The following is a 16045-nucleotide window of genomic DNA, read 5'->3' on the forward strand; positions in this document are numbered from 1 at the left end:
CCCGTCTCCGTCGACTCCTCCTCATGCGGCAACCCGCCGGGGCCCCCCCGGCGACGGCCCAACCTCACCCGCTACGGGTCCTGCTGGCATCCCTCTGGTTCGGACTGCTCACCGGCCCGGCGGAACTCGCACTCGTCCTCGCGCAGAAGCATTTCCGCGATGGGACCCCCGGCTTCTTCCAGATGAACCGGCAGATCGCCTGGATGATCCCCCTCTTCCATATCCTGCTTTTCGGGACTTTGGGGGTGTTGCTCGGGTTACTCGCCGGAAAGTGGTCGCGGTTCTCGACCCACCGCGCGGCCTTCTTCCTCGGGTTCGTCACGCTACTGAGCCTATCCCTCACGGCTCGCTCGATCCACCCGATCGCCAGCGCCATCCTCGCCTGCGGCCTCGCCTATCGGGCTGCTCCTCGAATCGAGACGTCCTGCCTCAAATCGGGCCGACTCGTCCTGAAAACTTTCCCCGTGCTGGCCGGTGTTGTCATCGCGATGGTCGGCCTCTCGATCGGGCGTGAGACCTGGACGGAGCACCGCGCGATGGCAAGCCTGCCGCACGCCGCGTCCGGAGCTCCCAACGTTCTGTTCATCGTGATGGACACGGTGAGCGCCCAGCATATGAGCCTTTACGGCTATCACCGAGACACGACCCCCAATCTGACTCGCCTGGCAAGCCAAGGGGCTCGGTTCGAGCACGCCCGGTCGACGGCCCCCTGGACACTCCCTTCCCACGCGAGCATGTTCACAGGACGTTGGCCCCACGACCTCTCGGCCGGCTACGGTCAGCCGCTCAATACCGAGGTCCCCACTCTGGCCGAGGCGCTTCAAGATCGTGGGTATGCTACCGGCGGGTTTGTCGCCAACACTCTCTACTGTAGCGCGGAGACGGGCCTGAATCGCGGGTTCATCCATTACGAGGACCACGAAGCCTCCGCTTCGAGCGTGCTGCACTCGACCGCACTCGGCCAGGTCTTCCTGAAAAAGATCGTCGGAATCGCGACGCGATTCGCCCGTTCCTTGACTCAAATGCAGGGTCCTCAGAACGCGGAGATCGCACGCCCCACGAAGGTACCGGTTCCTTTCAGGCCGTACAAGGATTCGTCACGCATCCATCGGGATGCACTCCGTTGGCTGGCGAAACAAGACGGTCACCCCGCCTTCCTCTTCTTGAACCTCTTCGACGCTCACACGCCTTATCTGATGCCCGACGGTTGCGCCCAGCACTTCGGACGGAGCCCGGAGAACCGCGCGGATTATTCGCTCCTAAACACGTTCTGGGAAACCGACAAGAATCGGCTCTCACCCCGAGACGTCGATCTGGCCCGCGACGCATACGATGACTGCATCGCGCACATGGACGCCCAGGTGGGCCAGCTCTTTGAGGAGTTGGAACGGCAAGGGACACTGCAAAACACGGTCGTCGTGATCACGTCAGACCATGGCGAGCAATTCGGCGAGCACCAACTCTTCGGACACGCCAGCAGTCTCTACCGAGCGGAAGTGCATGTGCCGCTCTTGATTATCGCTCCCGGCCGAGTCCCCGCAGGGATCCTCGTGAAGGAACCGGTGAGTCTGCGCAACCTCCCGGCCACGGTGCTCGACCTTCTCGGTCAAAGCCAGGCACCCCGATTTCCGGGAACGTCGCTCGCCCATCACTGGGATCCGTCCACCGTGGGCGTCGATTCCATCACGGATCCCGTGCTCTCCGAAGTCGCCGCACCTGCGAAAAACAATCCGAACAACGGCCGATCACCCGTCTTCCGAGGCTCGCTGAACTCCCTGATCCTCGACGGCAAGGTCTACATCCGCAACGGAGACGGCCACGAAGAACTGTACGACCTGGAAGACGACCCCACCGAATCGCATAACCTCGCTTCACGGTCGGAGGCCGGCCCTGCGCTTGCCACGATCCGTGCGGCCCTGAACGAAGCGCTCAAACCCGAGCGACGCTGAAACAAGCCCCAGGCTCGGAAGTCACAACAGCCAGGGTTTGACTCACTTGTGCCGTATGACAGTTGTGCTACGATGGTGACCATGGGGAACATGATCCGGTGCACTTCGTGTGGTCAGCCGATCGACCCCGTCAGCGGGCCGTGCCTGAATTGCGGGGTCGTTTCAGAGGATGACGTCGTCTCGTGGGTGACCGGGGCAGACGAACCGGGGAAGGTCAGGACGGAACGGACCTGTCCGGCCTGCGGTTATGAGGGCGATTTCAGCGTGGGCCCGGATACGTCCTTTTGCCCGGCTTGCCTCGCGGAATATCCCAAGTTCCTTAATGAGTCGGTGTCGAGCCTGAAGCAGGTCGTTCATTGTCCGAGTTGTAATTTGGCCATCGGGATTTCGGACCAGGACCGCGACAAGACGATCATCTGCTCTCGGTGCAAGTATTTCTTGGGCTGCGTGTTCAAAACCAATCGGCACACTCGAAGTGAAAACACACGCAGAAAACCTTGAGGGCACCGAGTGAAGGGCCTCACTCTATTGACGAGCGGTCGGTATTCCCGACTCTGCGCTCGCTCGAGGTAGCATCGCCTCGCGGTTGTTGGTGTTGGATTCAAGGCTGCGCAGAACGACTCGAGCGAGGTCGGCTGAGGAGGAACTGGCCACGCCGTGATCGCGTGCCCAGCGAAGATGCTCGGCGGCCCATTTCTGTTTGCCGGATTGGAGAAGGTCGAGCGCCAGGAAGACGTGAGCCTCGGTCTTCTGCAGGTCGTCGCCCGCCGCTTCGAGCATCGCCTGGGCAGGGAGCGATCGGTACATGTAGCGGAGCACCGGTCCCGGCCAGGCTGTACCATTGACACTGCTGTTACTGGCGAGAGCCCCGGCGAGGAAGACGCGTGCCTCCGTCTCGTTCCCAGCCCGCCGCGCCCCAAGCGCTCCGAGAAGTGACATATAGAGGGTGGACGAATCGGGCCGTTCCTGGAGCGTGAGATAGGCCCGGGCGTCTGCCTCGGCACCATCTCGGTCAGAGCAGAGCAGGGACCAGCCGCGCAAGACGTAGGCTTCGGCATATTTCGGGTTGAGCTCGATCGCCTTGCTGAAATCCTCAAGCGCCCCTTTCCAATCTCCTTCGGCCCGGCGCGCATTGCCTCGACTTGTGTAGACGCGCGCGTTCGTCGGATTGAGTTGGAGGGCCATGTCGTAACTGTGGATCGCCTGCACGCGGCGGCCCAGGCTGTCCTGCGCCTTGCCCAGTCCCACGTGCGCCAGGATCGCCTTCGGATCGAGTCGGAGGGCCTCGTTGTAGTCCTCGACCGCTCGATCGAGCAGACCGAGCCGAGCGTAAGTCCCCGCTCGGTTGAGGAACACCAAGGAATTGTTTGGCGCCAGGCGAGTCGCCTCATTCATCTCGGCGAGGGCCCGCTCGTACTGCCCGAGCGCGAACAGAGCCAGCCCCAAATTCGTCCTCGCCCCCGGGTTCGTCGGGTCGAGATGAATCGCTTCGTTTAAGTCACCGACGGCTTTCTCGTACTGCGCCAAGCCGCTATAAGCCGCCCCTCGATTCTGATACGACGAGGCGCGGCCAGGGTCGATTGTAATCGACTTGTTCAGATCTTCAATCGCCTGATCGTAACGACCGAGCCGGACGAGAACACCGCCGCGATCTTTATAGGCCGCCGCGCGGCGGGGATTGAGCCGAATCACCGCATCCAGGTCGGGGAGCGCCCGCTCGTTCTCCCCCAACTGCGCGAGCAGGGAGCCTCGGCGGCTGTGCGCCTCCGCGTTGTCGGCGTCGAGCTCGATCGCGTTGTCGAAATCAGCAAGCGCCTCTTTGAGCCGTCCGAGCTGCCAGAGAGCATCGCCTCGAAACCCGTAAGCCCGGGATTGCCTGGGGTTCAGCCGGATCGCTTCACCGAAGTCAGGGAGGGCCTGCTCGAAGTCTTTCTTGGAAACGAGCGCCTCGGCCCGCCCCAGGAAACCGCTCGGGTCGCTCGGGTTGGCCCGAATTGCCTCGCCATACTGCTCGATCGCCACATCGTCCTGGCCGAGCCGGTGCGCCACCTGGCCGAGGCCGCAATGCGCGTTCGCAAGGCTGGTGGGATCCCGCTTGAACGAGAGGGCGAGCAGTCCAAGCGACTGGTCAAAATCCTTCCGGGCGTCCTCATACTCGCCAAGCATCACCCGAGCAATTCCACGGTCGATGTGCGAGGAGTACGACCAAGGGGTGATCCGGATCACGGCATCGAAGTCGGCCATGGCCTGCGCAGGCTGATTGAGGCGAAGATAGGCAACCCCGCGTTTCGTGCGAGCCTCAAGATCGCGCGGCTTCCGCTTCAAGACCTCGTCGAATTGAGGGAGGGCCGATCGATAGTCGCCGGCCTCGAACAGGCGGAGCGCCTCGGCCCGCACGTCCCCCATGCGCTGCGCTTGTGCGCGGCCCGACAGGACGATTCCGAAACCGATCGCAAAGAGGAAGGGGAGGGGGATCCGCCTGATCCGCATGTCTTGATCCTTGACGACGTCGGGAACCACATCTTTGATTGTCGACGTGTCGCAGGGCCTGGCACCTGCGGATTGCGCAGGTCCTAGCGATCTCCTTACCGGTTATCCCGATCCTGGCGATGTTGCGAGCGGAACTCGCCGAGACGTCCCCTGACCCCCATTTCTCACCCGGTTGAACCCGCCGAAATCCGTTCACTGGCGACGGCTCGAATTCGAAAGCAAGAACCGGAGTTCCTCCGAGGCAGAGCCCTCTTATGATGAATCTCATGAGCCTCGAGTGAAACCGAATTCAGAGCACGTGCGAGTAGCCAAACCAAACTGTCGTCGGGTGGGCCATGCCCCGCCCGGCAAGACGCCTTCTCACACACAGGCTTGTGAGAGCGACGGGAGGACGATCATCGTGACGACCGTAGTCGAAAAGAGCGAAGAGATCGCGAGGCCATTCTCCAGCGATGAAGCTCGCTGGCGGGCCGTTACGGATCGCGACCCGGCCGCGGACGGCCACTTTTATTTCTCGGTGCGAACGACGGGGGTGTACTGCAAACCCTCCTGCCCGGCGAGGTTGGCACTCCGTGAGAACGTTCGGTTCCACGCGACCTGCCAGAACGCCGAAGCGGCGGGCTTCCGCGCCTGCAAGCGGTGCAAGCCGAACGAGGCGAGTCTGACCGAGCGCCAGGCCTCGGTGGTCGCCCGGGCCTGCCGAACGATCGAAGAGGCGGAAGAAGTCCCGAGCCTTGAGGAACTGGCGACCTCCGTCGGCATGAGCCGCTATCACTTCCACCGCATCTTCAAGGAACAGACCGGCCTCACGCCCAAAGGCTACGCTTCCGCCCACCGGGCCCAACGCGTTCGCGACCAGCTCGCAAGGAGTTCAACAGTGACCCAGGCGATCTACGGTGCGGGGTTCAACTCCAACAGCCGTTTCTACGAGTCCTCCACCGAAGTGCTCGGCATGTCGCCGACGACGTTCCGCGCAGGTGGCAACGGCACCTCCATCCGATTCGCGATCGGCGAATGCTGGCTGGGCTCGATCCTCGTCGCAGCGTCCGACAAAGGCATCTGCGCAATTCTCCTTGGCGACGACCCGGACGCGTTGGCCCGCAACCTCCAGGACCGCTTCCCCAAGGCCCAGCTCCTCGGCGGCGACACCGACTTCGAGCAATGGGTCGCCAAAGTGGTCGGATTCCTGGAAACGCCATCGATCGGCCTCGACCTCCCTCTCGACATCCGAGGCACCGCCTTCCAACAGCGCGTCTGGGACGCCCTACGCGCAATCCCGGCCGGTTCGACCGTGACTTATACCGAGATCGCCAACCGGATCGGACAGCCGAAGGCCGTGCGGGCGGTGGCCCAGGCCTGCGCGGCGAATGCCCTCGCAGTCGCGATCCCTTGCCACCGCGTGGTGCGGACGGACGGGTCACTTTCGGGTTATCGGTGGGGCGTCGATCGGAAAGCTCAATTGATCCGCCGTGAACGAGAGACGAGCGGATCCCAATGAAAGGGAAAATCACCACGCATGAACTCAACTACACGCCCCCCCTGGATTGGGCGTTCTTCCTCCACTATCTGGGAACCCGGGCCACGGCCGGTGTCGAGGCGGTGGAGGGAGAACGCTACGTCCGCACGTTCGCGTTGGGAAAAGCCGTCGGCACGCTCACCCTCTCCCATCACCCGACGGACACCCGACTTCTGGTCACGATCCGGGGGAACGTCGGGACGCAGACTGAGACCATCCTCGGGCGTGTGCGGCGGATGTTCGACCTGGATATCGACCTGTCCTCGGTCCATGCGGTCTTGGGCATCGATCCCCATCTCGCTCCACTCCTGGCCGCTTCTCCGGGCGTCCGAGTCCTCGGGGCCTGGTCCCCGTTCGAGCTGCTCGTCCGCACGATCGTCGGCCAGCAGGTGACCGTGAAAGCGGCGACGACCATCATGGGCCGGATTGCCAGTCGGCTCGGCAAGCCGGTCGACGCTCTGAATCAAGGCGGGCCTTTGTTCCTCTTCCCGACTCCCCGTGCGCTCGCCGACGGTAACCTCGAAGCGATCGGCATGCCGTCGAAGCGAGTCCTCACCTTGCAGAACGTCGCACAAGCCATTGCCGACATGACGATCCCGTTCCCCGAACCCGACAACGGTAACCTGGATGGGGTAAAGGAGGCTCTCCTGAAAATGCCTGGGATCGGACCCTGGACCGTGGAGTATTTCGCGTTGCGGGCACTGCGCGACGCCGACGCCTGGCCAGGGACTGACCTCGTGCTTCGCCGAATCCTCGAGCAACACGAGTCAGCTTACCCCCCAATCGATACCGATCGGTGGCGGCCTTATCGCGGTTATGCCGCAGTGCATCTCTGGAATAAGGCGTCACAAGAACAACGGAACAACTCAACAGGTAACGTCAACAACGCGAAACCATGACAAAAGCCAACGCTTCCCACGCACACGCGATTCGCACGCCCCTCGATTGGGCAAGCATCGCAGCCGAGCTTGACGAGCACGGCTGCGCGGTGATCGGGCCCATCCTCACGCCGGAGCAGTGCGAAACCCTCGCCACCTCGTACGACACCGACGGGCTCTTCCGAAGCCGGGTCGTGATGGCACGCCATGGTTTCGGCCGCGGCGAGTATCGCTACTTCTCCTATCCCTTGCCGCCGTTGATCGCCGAACTGAGGGAGTCGCTCTACCCGCCACTCGCGGAGATCGCCAACCGCTGGAATGAGGCGATGGGCATCGAGGTCCGCTATCCCAGCGAACACAGAGCATTCCTGGATCGTTGCCACGATGCGGGCCAGACCAAACCCACGCCGCTCCTGCTTCGCTACCGCCCTGGGGACTACAACTGCCTGCACCAGGATCTTTACGGCGAGCACGTCTTTCCGCTTCAAGTCGCCTTCGTACTCTCCAAGCCTGGCGTCGACTTCACGGGGGGTGAGTTCGTCCTCACCGAGCAACGGCCACGGATGCAGTCACGGGCCGAAGTCGTCCCTCTCGGGCAAGGGCAGGGCGTGATCTTTCCCGTCCACCATCGACCGGTCCAAGGGACGCGCGGCACCTATCGCGTCAACATGCGGCACGGTGTGAGCCGGTTGCGGACAGGCAGCCGCCATACCGTCGGGATCATCTTCCATGACGCAACTTGAGGAGGCCTTTAAAAGACACGGGGCCTCACGCTCTTTGAGAAGGCAACTCACCCCAGAAATCGCGAGAGATAAAGCGCAGTTCGACTCTCCGGCGTTTTGGACAGATCCGCCGGAATTCCTGAGACGATGATCCGGCCCCCCTCATCCCCGGCGCCTGGGCCAATGTCAATGACCCAGTCGCTGGCCGCCACGACTCGCATCTCGTGTTCCACAACGACGACGGTATTCCCCGATTCGACCAGGCCATCGAGTTGGGCCATGAGCTTATCGACATCAGCCGGATGCAACCCCGTTGTCGGCTCGTCGAGCACATAGAGCGTGTCGCCGCGTTGGGTTCGTTGCAGTTCGGTCGCGAGCTTGATCCGCTGCGCCTCGCCGCCGGAGAGTTCGGTCGCCGGCTGGCCGAGCCGGAGGTAGCCGAGGCCGACTTCCCGGAGAACCATGAGCGAACGAAGCACCTGCGGGTCGTCGGCGAAAAACTCCCAGGCCGAGTCGATCGTCATCCCCAAAACGTCGGCGATGTTCTTCTCGCGATACCTGACTTCGAGGGTTTGCGCGTTGTAACGGGCTCCGTGGCAGGCGGGGCAGGGGGCATAGACGCTGGGGAGGAAGAGCAGCTCGACCATCACAAAGCCTTCGCCCTCGCACGTTTCGCACCGGCCTTTGGCGACGTTGAAGGAAAAGCGGCCAGCATCATAGTGGCGAGCTTGCGCCTCCTTGGTCGCGGCAAACAGCTTGCGGACGTGGTCGAACAGGCCGGTGTAGGTGGCCAGGTTGGAACGTGGCGTGCGCCCGATCGGCTTCTGATCGACACGGACCAGGCGTTTGATCCCATCCATCCCACTCTTGATCCGACCGCCAAGGGGGGCCGCGACCGCCCGGTCGAGCTCTTCCCCTTCCTCGACATCAGGCTGGAGGTCATGGCCAAGTTCCTCCGCAACCAGCTCCACCAGCGCCTGGCTCACGAGGCTCGACTTGCCCGAACCTGAAACACCAGTCACGCTCGTGAACACCCCCAGAGGAAAGGCGACGTCGAGCTGATTCAGATTGTTGCGCGTGATACCGGCCAGGCAGAGCCAGCCCTTCGGCGGACGAGGCGTCCGGTCAGGAAACGCCCCCTCCCTAAACAGGTGGCGGCGGGTCTGGGATTCCTCCACCCCCTCGAGTCCTTCAGGGGGGCCGCTGTAGAGCACGGAGCCGCCATGCTCGCCCGCGGCCGGACCAACGTCAACGATCCAATCAGCATGGCGGATAACGTCCAGGTCGTGCTCGACGACAAAGAGCGAGTTGCCGGAGTCCTTCAGACGATCGAGCGCCCGAAGGAGCGCCTCGGTGTCCGCCGGATGGAGCCCGGCCGACGGCTCGTCGAGCACGTAGACCACGCCGAACAGGTTCGAGCGAACCTGAGTGGCCAGCCGCAAGCGTTGGAGTTCACCCGGCGAAAGCGTCGGCGTGTTTCGATCCAGCGAGAGATAGCCGAGCCCAAGATCAAGCAGGACGGCGAGCCGCGCGGCAAGGTCTTCCGCGATCCGCCGGACGACCAGCACTTTCTCCGGATGCTCGGTGGCGATCGTCGCCAGGGCGACGGCCGTCCCCTCGGCATAAGGAGCGAGGAGGTCGGTTAGCCGGGCCAGCGGCAGCCTCGAGACGTCCGCGAAATCGAGACCGGCGAACGTGACCGAGAGCGACTCGCGACGGAGCCGCTTGCCATGGCAGAGCTTGCATTCGCTACTGAGCATGTACTGCAAGGCCCGCTTCTTCATGAGAGGGCTTTGCGACTTGGCGAAGGTGTGGAGCACGTGGCGGCGGGCGCTCGTGAAGGTGCCCTGATAGCTCGGCTCCTCCTTCCGCTTGATTGCTCGCCGCACTTCGTCGGCGTTGTATCCCGCATAGACCGGGACCACGGGCTGGTCGTCGGTGAAGAGGATCCAGTCGCGATCCTTTTTGGGAAGGTCGCGCCAGGGCCTGTCGACGTCATAGCCGAGCGTGATCAGAATCTCACGTAAGTTCTGCCCGTGCCAGGCGGTCGGCCAAGCCGCGACGGCCCGCTCTCGGATCGAGAGCGAGTCATCCGGCACCATCGAGCGTTCGGTGACTTCATAGATCCGGCCGATGCCATGACACTCGGAACAGGCCCCCTCGGGAGTGTTGGTCGAGAACGCGTCGGAGTCGAGGTGCGGCTGACCGCCTGGATAGTCGCCGGCGCGTGAATAGAGCATCCGGAGCAGGTTCGAGAGCGTCGTGACGCTCCCGACGGACGAGCGGGTGGACGGCGATCCGCGCTGCTGTTGCAAGGCCACGGCAGGGGGCAGGCCCTCGATCTCATCGACCTCCGGCACCCCCAATTGATGAAACAGACGCCTGGCATACGGGGAAACCGACTCGAGATAGCGCCGTTGCGCCTCGGCGTAGAGCGTGCCGAATGCCAGCGACGATTTGCCCGATCCAGACACCCCCGTAAAGACCACCAGGGCGTTTCGCGGAATGAAGAGCTCGACATTTTTGAGATTGTGTTCACGCGCTCCGCGCACATGAACAAACCCCTTGAACTGTGGGTCAGGGGACGTGGACGGGCGAGTCGTTTCGGTTCGTTCCATCGGACCAGCTCACAGGTGCGCAACGATGAAAGCTCTCTAACGGCTGGCCGTTGCTTCGTTACAACCGCCGCTCAAAGCGAGTAAGGACCGCTGGGCGTCTGGAAACGCGTTGCGGAGAGCCTGCCGACTCGGATCGAACGGTTCAAGCGAATCTTGACGCCGGCCGTGCCCGACAACGTCCCCAGCGTGGTCCGGCCGTCACCCGTCCGCGAACGCTTCACACTTCCGTTGAGGACGCTCCGACCCGTGACGGTCTGGACGAGGCGTAACTGTCGTGCTTCTCCATCGGCGCCACGACTCAGCTCCATCAGGCCCCCATGGGACAGCCGCAAGGTAACGCGATCGCCGTTTCGGTCGGAGTATACGAACCGGGTCCCTGCGCCAAAGATCGCGGTGTAAGACCCGCCGTTGACTCCGTTGGAATCCCCGTCGAGCAGGTCTCCGTTGGCGTTGGTCACTCCCGCCGTGGCGCTCGGGTTCCCATTGATCACCAGTTGGGTGAAAGTATTGAAACGAAGCGGAATCGCAGGAGTCAACAACACCTCAAAAGTTGCCGAATTGTAGGTAGCCGACACCAACGAGACGCTGAAGTCGTCGGACGTGCTCAAGACGCCGTCAGGCCCGGCGGAAACCACGACAAAGCCGTAACTCGCCACGTTCTGGGCCCGTACCGGGTCAAGCGGCTCGCTAAACGAGAGGAGGATGCCCGTCACTCCGCCGGAGCCAAGGACCAGGTGGAAATCCCAGATGACCGGGCCAGGCTGATTCAAGTCGGGATTCGGTCCAGGATTCGTCGAGGGATTCCCCGGATTCGGATTCGTCGAGGGACCAGAGGGGGTCACGACGCCACTGTCCTTAATCGTCAGAACGGCCGTGCTCGGTGAGCCGAGGATCCCGGTGCTCGGGTTGGCCAGCGTGAGGTTGACGACCTTGTCGCCGCTGGCCAGGTTGTCGTTGAGAATCGGGACCGTGAATGTCCGGGTCGTTTGACCGGCGTTGAAAGTCAACAGGCCTGCGGTGCTCGTGTAATTGGTTCCGGCCTGGGCGGAACCATTGCTCGTGGCGTAGTTGACGGTCAAAGTGCCGATGCCGCTGTTTCGGGTCACCGTGATGGTGGCCGTCCCTGCTTTTTCGTTGACGGAATAGCTGGCTGCGTTGAACTGCACGGCGGGTTGCTCGTTATCAACGATCGTCAGAACGGCCGTGGCAGGGCTTCCGAGCGTGGCCCCATTGGTCGGGCCTGACAAGGTGAGAAGGACCGTCTCGTTCCCCTCGAGGAGTTGGTCGTCGATGATCGGAATCGTGACCGTCTTGGTCGTCTCGCCCGGGTTGAAGAAGACGAGTCCCGAGGTGGCCGTGTAATCCAACCCGGCCGTCGCGGTGCCGTTGCTCGTGGCGAAATTGATCGCGACGGCCCCCCCCGTGCCACCGCTTCGAGTGATCGTAATCGAGGCGCTTGCAGCTCCCTCGCTAATGCTGTAGGTCGGGCTGCCAAACTGGATCGTCACCGGCACGCTGGGCATCGAGTTCGAGAACTCCGACGTATTGCCCGTGGGGTCGGTGGCCGTCGCGGTGACGAACTGTCCCGAGGGGACGGCAATCGGCACGTTGAGGGCGAACGTCGCATTGCCCGAGGCATCCGTCGTCAAAGTGCTCGACCCCAGCAGCAACCTCCCTTGACCAAAGCCCGAGATGTCCTTCACCAGACTCGAGAAGAACTGGATCGTGAAACTCGTATTCGGAGTCCCGCTGAACGTCCCTTGCACGAACGTGGCGTTTCCATTGGGAGCGACGGCCGTGAGGATCGGGTAGTTCTGAAGCCGGTTCGCGCCGGTATGCGGACCGCCCGGTGAATTCGCCGTCACGCCGAAGGCATCTTCCACGCCTCCAACGAGGTTGATTCCAAGTTGCGTATTCGAGTGAATGCTGTTCGAGAGAATCGCGTTGTCCGAACCTGATTCGACGCGGATACCATTGCCGACGTTGAATGCGATCGTGTTGCCCGCTCCCGGAGTCGGACCGCCGATGGTGTTGCTCGACGCCCCATTGGTAATGAGGACGCCGTCGATCTTGTTGTGGATGACGGCCGTGCCGGTTTGGTCGGTGCCGATGAAGTTCCCCTGAACGAGGTTACCCAACGCGCCCGAGCCGGTGATCCGCACGCCTCGGTTGTCTCCCGCGATGACGTTGCCTGAACCGGAGACGGCGCCACCGATCGTGTTGCGCGGTGCATTGTTGAGGATGATGCCGTCGACGGCGTTCCCGAGGTCGCTGACTCCGTCGGTCCCGGTGCCGATGAAGTTCCCCCGTACGATGTTCCCCGTCGCGCTGGCCGGGCCGAACGCCCCCGTATTGAGGATCACGATTCCATTGTTATTGCCCGAGATGGTGTTGCCGTCGCTCGGGTTCGTTCCGCCGATGACGTTATTGGCCGCGTCTTCGATACGGATCCCGTCGAGCGTGTTGCCGAAATCGCTCCCACCACCGGGATTCAGCCCGATGATATTGCCTCGGATCAGCGTGCCGGTCGCTCCTGGGCCCTCCAGCCTGATGCCGTTCTGACGATTGTTGGCAACGACGTTCGTCCCCGCCGATGACCCATCGCCAATCAAAGTGTTGGCAGACTTGATGTGAATGCCATCGAAGTTATTGGGAATGAATAGGGACTCGAGGCTACTGACGATATTAAAGCCAATCCAGTTGTTCAACAGGCGATTGCCCGTTGCGGCTGCCCCCTGGATCAGCACTCCGTCAGCTTGGTTGGCGGCAATGACGTTTTTGCCGGCGGGAATCAGGCTACCGATCGTATTGTTCGGAGAATCCTCGATCAAAATGCCTTCCGCGCCATTGGGCCTCGGATCAAGCCCCTTGGGACGGACGTTCCCCACACCCATGTCGGTGCCGATGTCGTTGCCGACGATCAGGTTGCCTTGGACATCCGGGCCCCCGGTCACTTTCACGCCTTGCGAGCCGTTCCCGGAGATGATATTGCCGCCGCCGGCCAACGCCTCACCGATGGTGTTGTTGGAGGAGGAGACCAGGACCCCTTGGTTGCGGTTGTCCAGGATGAAGTTGTTCTGAAGAAGGTTGCCCGTCCCTCCCGCACCCGAGATGGTCACGCCGACATCATTTCCCGCGATGACATTACGCAGGCTCGGGTTGTTACCGCCGACGCGATTGTTGGACGAGCTGATGAACAGGCCGGACTGCCCGTTGCTCAAACCAGCAGGGAAGTTGCGACCGTTGGTGGGATCGGTCGAGGTCCCGATGAAGTTCCCGAAAAGCCAGTTCCCCTCGGCGCTCGCGCCGGAGATCTCGATTCCGTGTCCCTGGAAGTTCACGATCTCCAGGCCCGAGACCACGGAGTTCCGCGCCTTGATCGTCAGGCCGTTTGCACCGGCACCGGCAAGCGTGCCGTCGAGGCGGACGGTCAACGTCGCCTGATCGACGTCGGTATTCGACGCTGCGTTCGCCGCTGCGCCGCTCTGCCCGTAGCCGTTGATGTTGACCGGATGCGTGATCGCGGGAAGGGCAGAGGTCAGGGAGATCGTTTGCAGGCCGACTCCCGGGATCGCAAACTCGATCGAATCCTGCGTCAGGGTGTTCGGCGTGCCGATCACTTGCGACTGCACAAGCGGATTCAGATCAGCGACCGTCAAGGTCCCGTTCGTCAGCAAAATCGCTTCACGGAGGGAGAGCGTCAAATCCGCCGGGTTATTCTCGTCGAGGGCCGTCGTGACGAAGATCGTCGCCAGGAGTTGGCGTGCCTCCATCACCTCGATCTGAAGCGGGAGCGCCATCGATCGACGACGGCGCGAAGCATTGCTCGAGCGAGGGCGGTTTTGACTCATAGCCATTCTCGTTGACGTGCGTCAAGGCACGAAGAGGAACCAACCCGGTCGTCGGATCATCCCAATCCGGCGGCGATCGATCGCAATCATCCCAAAGATACAGCAAGAAATGAGAACGGGGAAAAATGGGCGGGATCCCGGCGGAGCACGGCTTTTTCCCGATGGCAAGCGTGGTCCGACAATCGGCCTACGACAAGGCAAAGGCGACAAACCATCATTCAGGTCGATTCGGTTAATCCGAATTTCAGGCGACGGAACAATCGAGGTTCACCCTCGCCTTTCCGTGACGTCCGGCACATGCTGTCGTGAGACGTCTTACCCCTCGTCTCCGCCGGTTTCGAGCGACGAGGACGAGGCCTGACGAGCATCGGAAGGGGAGAGAATGCAGACGGCCGCCTCGAAGAAAGGGTGGGGGCAAGGCTCACGGAAGGCGAGGCGAACGGTCCAGACCTTCTGGCTCACGATCCTGACCTCGAGGACGGTCGCTTCCAGGCAATCGCTCGGATCGGGCTTACCCAGACAGATCCAGACCCTCGACCGCTCCCTGGGAGGATCTACAACCAGGAGTTGGGCTCCCCCTCGACTGATGTCGACCATCCGGGCCGTATTGGCGAAGAAAGCGTCCCCCTTTTTCTTCCAGCCGAGCCAGACCTGAAACGGCCTCGTCTGATGCCGAGGCATGACTCGGCGCTCTTGGGGCGTCTGGGCAAGCCAGGCGCGAAAGAGATCGAGCAGCCCCTTTTGCACCACCTCGGGCTCGTCGTCCTGAGGAGGCAAATCGAGACGAATCGTTTTCTCGCCGATCCGTTGAAACTGCAAACGATCCGAGTCGTCGTCGCTCATCGTCTTCCTTTTTGGACCTCCCGGGTCCAAGCAGTCTTCCGTGTCGATCGATCCGATTCCATTGGAGTTTAGGCCACAGTCGCGGGTGACGTTGCCCCGATTCAACGTCCCCTGCAAACCACAGGCGTGACTTGCCCGACTCGTCCCGCCCCATCAAAGGTAACACCGATCGCGATCGATCGTCTCGCCCTATCCCTCGCCTTGCCCAAGAGATTCGACTCTCGTAAACTACTGGTGGCTTGCAAAAGGACTTGAGCTGATCGGTTTCCTAAGGAAAGACCGCCGCAATGTCCGTTCAGATTGCCGTCTTAGCGAGCGGTTCGCAGGGGAACGCAACCCTGGTCCAGACAGGAGGTTCGGGCTTCCTTCTCGATTTGGGGCTCGGTCCACGCGCCCTGGCGCGGCGGTTGGAGAGCGTGGGCTCGTCCTGGGAGCAAATCGCGTCGGCCGTACTGACGCACACGCACGGCGACCATGTCAATAACGCCACCTTGGTTCAGATGACTCGGCTGCGAATCACCCTCTACTGCCACGAGGGGCATCGCAAACAACTAGGCCGGTGTCCTGGATTCCACCACCTCGATCAGGCAGGACTGGTCCGTCACTACGACGAGCGGCCGTTCCTCACGCCGACGGGGCTACGGATCGAGCCACTCGAATTGCGCCACGACGGTGGCCCGACCTTCGGCTTTCGCGTCGAAGCGAAGCCGTCTCGCAGGGCCCGGTCGATCGCGATGGGGTACATGGCGGATACCGGGAGCTGGACCGACGCCATGGCCGATGCCATGGCCCAGGTTGACCTGCTGGGGGTGGAATTCAACCACGACGTCGAAATGCAGCGCCGATCGCCTCGGTCCTATGCCTTGATCGCGCGGAACCTCGGCGACTGGGGGCATCTCTCGAATCACCAAGGGGCCGAGTTCGTGACCGCCGTTCTCGAGCGGTCGACCCCTGGATCGGTTCGCCACGTCGTCTTGCTCCACCTGAGCCAGCAGTGCAATGACCCGACCCTGGCCGTGAGCACCGCACGCGCGGCGATTCGAGCCAGCGGCCGGCGCGTGGCGGTTCACGCCGCCACCCAGGCCACCGCGTTTCCCAACGTCGTCGTGACTCCCACTCGACGGCGAGCGGCGACGACGGCAACGCAGGGGTCCTTCCTCCCGTTCTGAGGTCTTCCT

General features: G+C 62.5%; 9 protein-coding genes. 5 read left to right on the forward strand and 4 right to left on the reverse strand.

The features are described 5' to 3' along the window. The first annotated feature begins 23 nt into the window (after positions 1-23). Positions 24-1949 (forward strand): sulfatase, encoded by a 1926-nt coding sequence (locus SINAC_RS13180; RefSeq protein ID WP_237722534.1) that lies wholly within the window; start codon positions 24-26, stop codon positions 1947-1949. A 525-nt stretch (positions 1950-2474) separates the two neighbouring features. On the opposite strand, the gene SINAC_RS13190 is transcribed toward SINAC_RS13180, so the two are convergent. Then, positions 2475-4439: a tetratricopeptide repeat protein gene (locus tag SINAC_RS13190; RefSeq protein WP_015246141.1), complete on the reverse strand. Its 1965-nt coding sequence runs from the start codon at positions 4437-4439 to the stop codon at positions 2475-2477. Between the two features lie 400 nt (positions 4440-4839). On the opposite strand from SINAC_RS13190, the gene ada reads away from it, so the two are divergent. From ada to SINAC_RS13205, 3 genes are read left to right on the forward strand one after another with little or no spacing between them, the layout of a single operon-like run. Beyond that, positions 4840-5937 (forward strand): bifunctional DNA-binding transcriptional regulator/O6-methylguanine-DNA methyltransferase Ada, encoded by a 1098-nt coding sequence (gene ada, locus SINAC_RS13195; RefSeq protein WP_015246142.1) that lies wholly within the window; start codon positions 4840-4842, stop codon positions 5935-5937. Continuing rightward, positions 5934-6854 (forward strand): DNA-3-methyladenine glycosylase family protein, encoded by a 921-nt coding sequence (locus SINAC_RS13200; protein ID WP_015246143.1) that lies wholly within the window; start codon positions 5934-5936, stop codon positions 6852-6854. Before ada ends, SINAC_RS13200 begins: the two co-directional genes overlap by 4 nt. After that, a complete protein-coding gene (locus SINAC_RS13205; RefSeq protein WP_015246144.1) occupies positions 6851-7576 on the forward strand; it encodes a 2OG-Fe(II) oxygenase in 726 nt (241 codons plus the stop codon). Before SINAC_RS13200 ends, SINAC_RS13205 begins: the two co-directional genes overlap by 4 nt. 47 nt (positions 7577-7623) lie before the next feature. Here SINAC_RS13205 and uvrA read toward each other — a convergent pair whose 3' ends face one another. From uvrA to SINAC_RS13220, 3 genes are all read right to left on the reverse strand, one after another. Then, complete coding sequence (gene uvrA, locus SINAC_RS13210; protein ID WP_015246145.1) at positions 7624-10173, reverse strand: excinuclease ABC subunit UvrA; 2550 nt, start codon at positions 10171-10173, stop codon at positions 7624-7626. Between the two features lie 71 nt (positions 10174-10244). Beyond that, entirely contained in the window at positions 10245-14024 is a 3780-nt protein-coding gene (locus tag SINAC_RS13215) for a Calx-beta domain-containing protein (RefSeq protein ID WP_015246146.1), read from the reverse strand. A gap of 315 nt (positions 14025-14339) precedes the next feature. Further along, on the reverse strand, positions 14340-14867 hold the full coding sequence (locus SINAC_RS13220; RefSeq protein WP_015246147.1) for a hypothetical protein: 528 nt from the start codon (positions 14865-14867) through the stop codon (positions 14340-14342). A gap of 287 nt (positions 14868-15154) precedes the next feature. On the opposite strand from SINAC_RS13220, the gene SINAC_RS13225 reads away from it, so the two are divergent. After that, a complete protein-coding gene (locus SINAC_RS13225; RefSeq protein ID WP_015246148.1) occupies positions 15155-16036 on the forward strand; it encodes an MBL fold metallo-hydrolase in 882 nt (293 codons plus the stop codon). Positions 16037-16045: the final 9 nt, after the last annotated feature.

The organism is Singulisphaera acidiphila DSM 18658 (assembly GCF_000242455.2).
Classification (GTDB): domain Bacteria; phylum Planctomycetota; class Planctomycetia; order Isosphaerales; family Isosphaeraceae; genus Singulisphaera; species Singulisphaera acidiphila.

Coding starts and splice junctions, on each gene's coding strand:
- SINAC_RS13180 (WP_237722534.1), top strand. CDS start 24: ATGCGGCAACCCGCCGGGGCCCCCCCGGCGACGGCCCAACCTCACCCG.
- SINAC_RS13220 (WP_015246147.1), bottom strand. CDS start 14,867: ATGAGCGACGACGACTCGGATCGTTTGCAGTTTCAACGGATCGGCGAG.
- SINAC_RS13205 (WP_015246144.1), top strand. CDS start 6,851: ATGACAAAAGCCAACGCTTCCCACGCACACGCGATTCGCACGCCCCTC.
- SINAC_RS13200 (WP_015246143.1), top strand. CDS start 5,934: ATGAAAGGGAAAATCACCACGCATGAACTCAACTACACGCCCCCCCTG.
- SINAC_RS13190 (WP_015246141.1), bottom strand. CDS start 4,439: ATGCGGATCAGGCGGATCCCCCTCCCCTTCCTCTTTGCGATCGGTTTC.
- uvrA (WP_015246145.1), bottom strand. CDS start 10,173: ATGGAACGAACCGAAACGACTCGCCCGTCCACGTCCCCTGACCCACAG.
- SINAC_RS13215 (WP_015246146.1), bottom strand. CDS start 14,024: ATGAGTCAAAACCGCCCTCGCTCGAGCAATGCTTCGCGCCGTCGTCGA.
- SINAC_RS13225 (WP_015246148.1), top strand. CDS start 15,155: ATGTCCGTTCAGATTGCCGTCTTAGCGAGCGGTTCGCAGGGGAACGCA.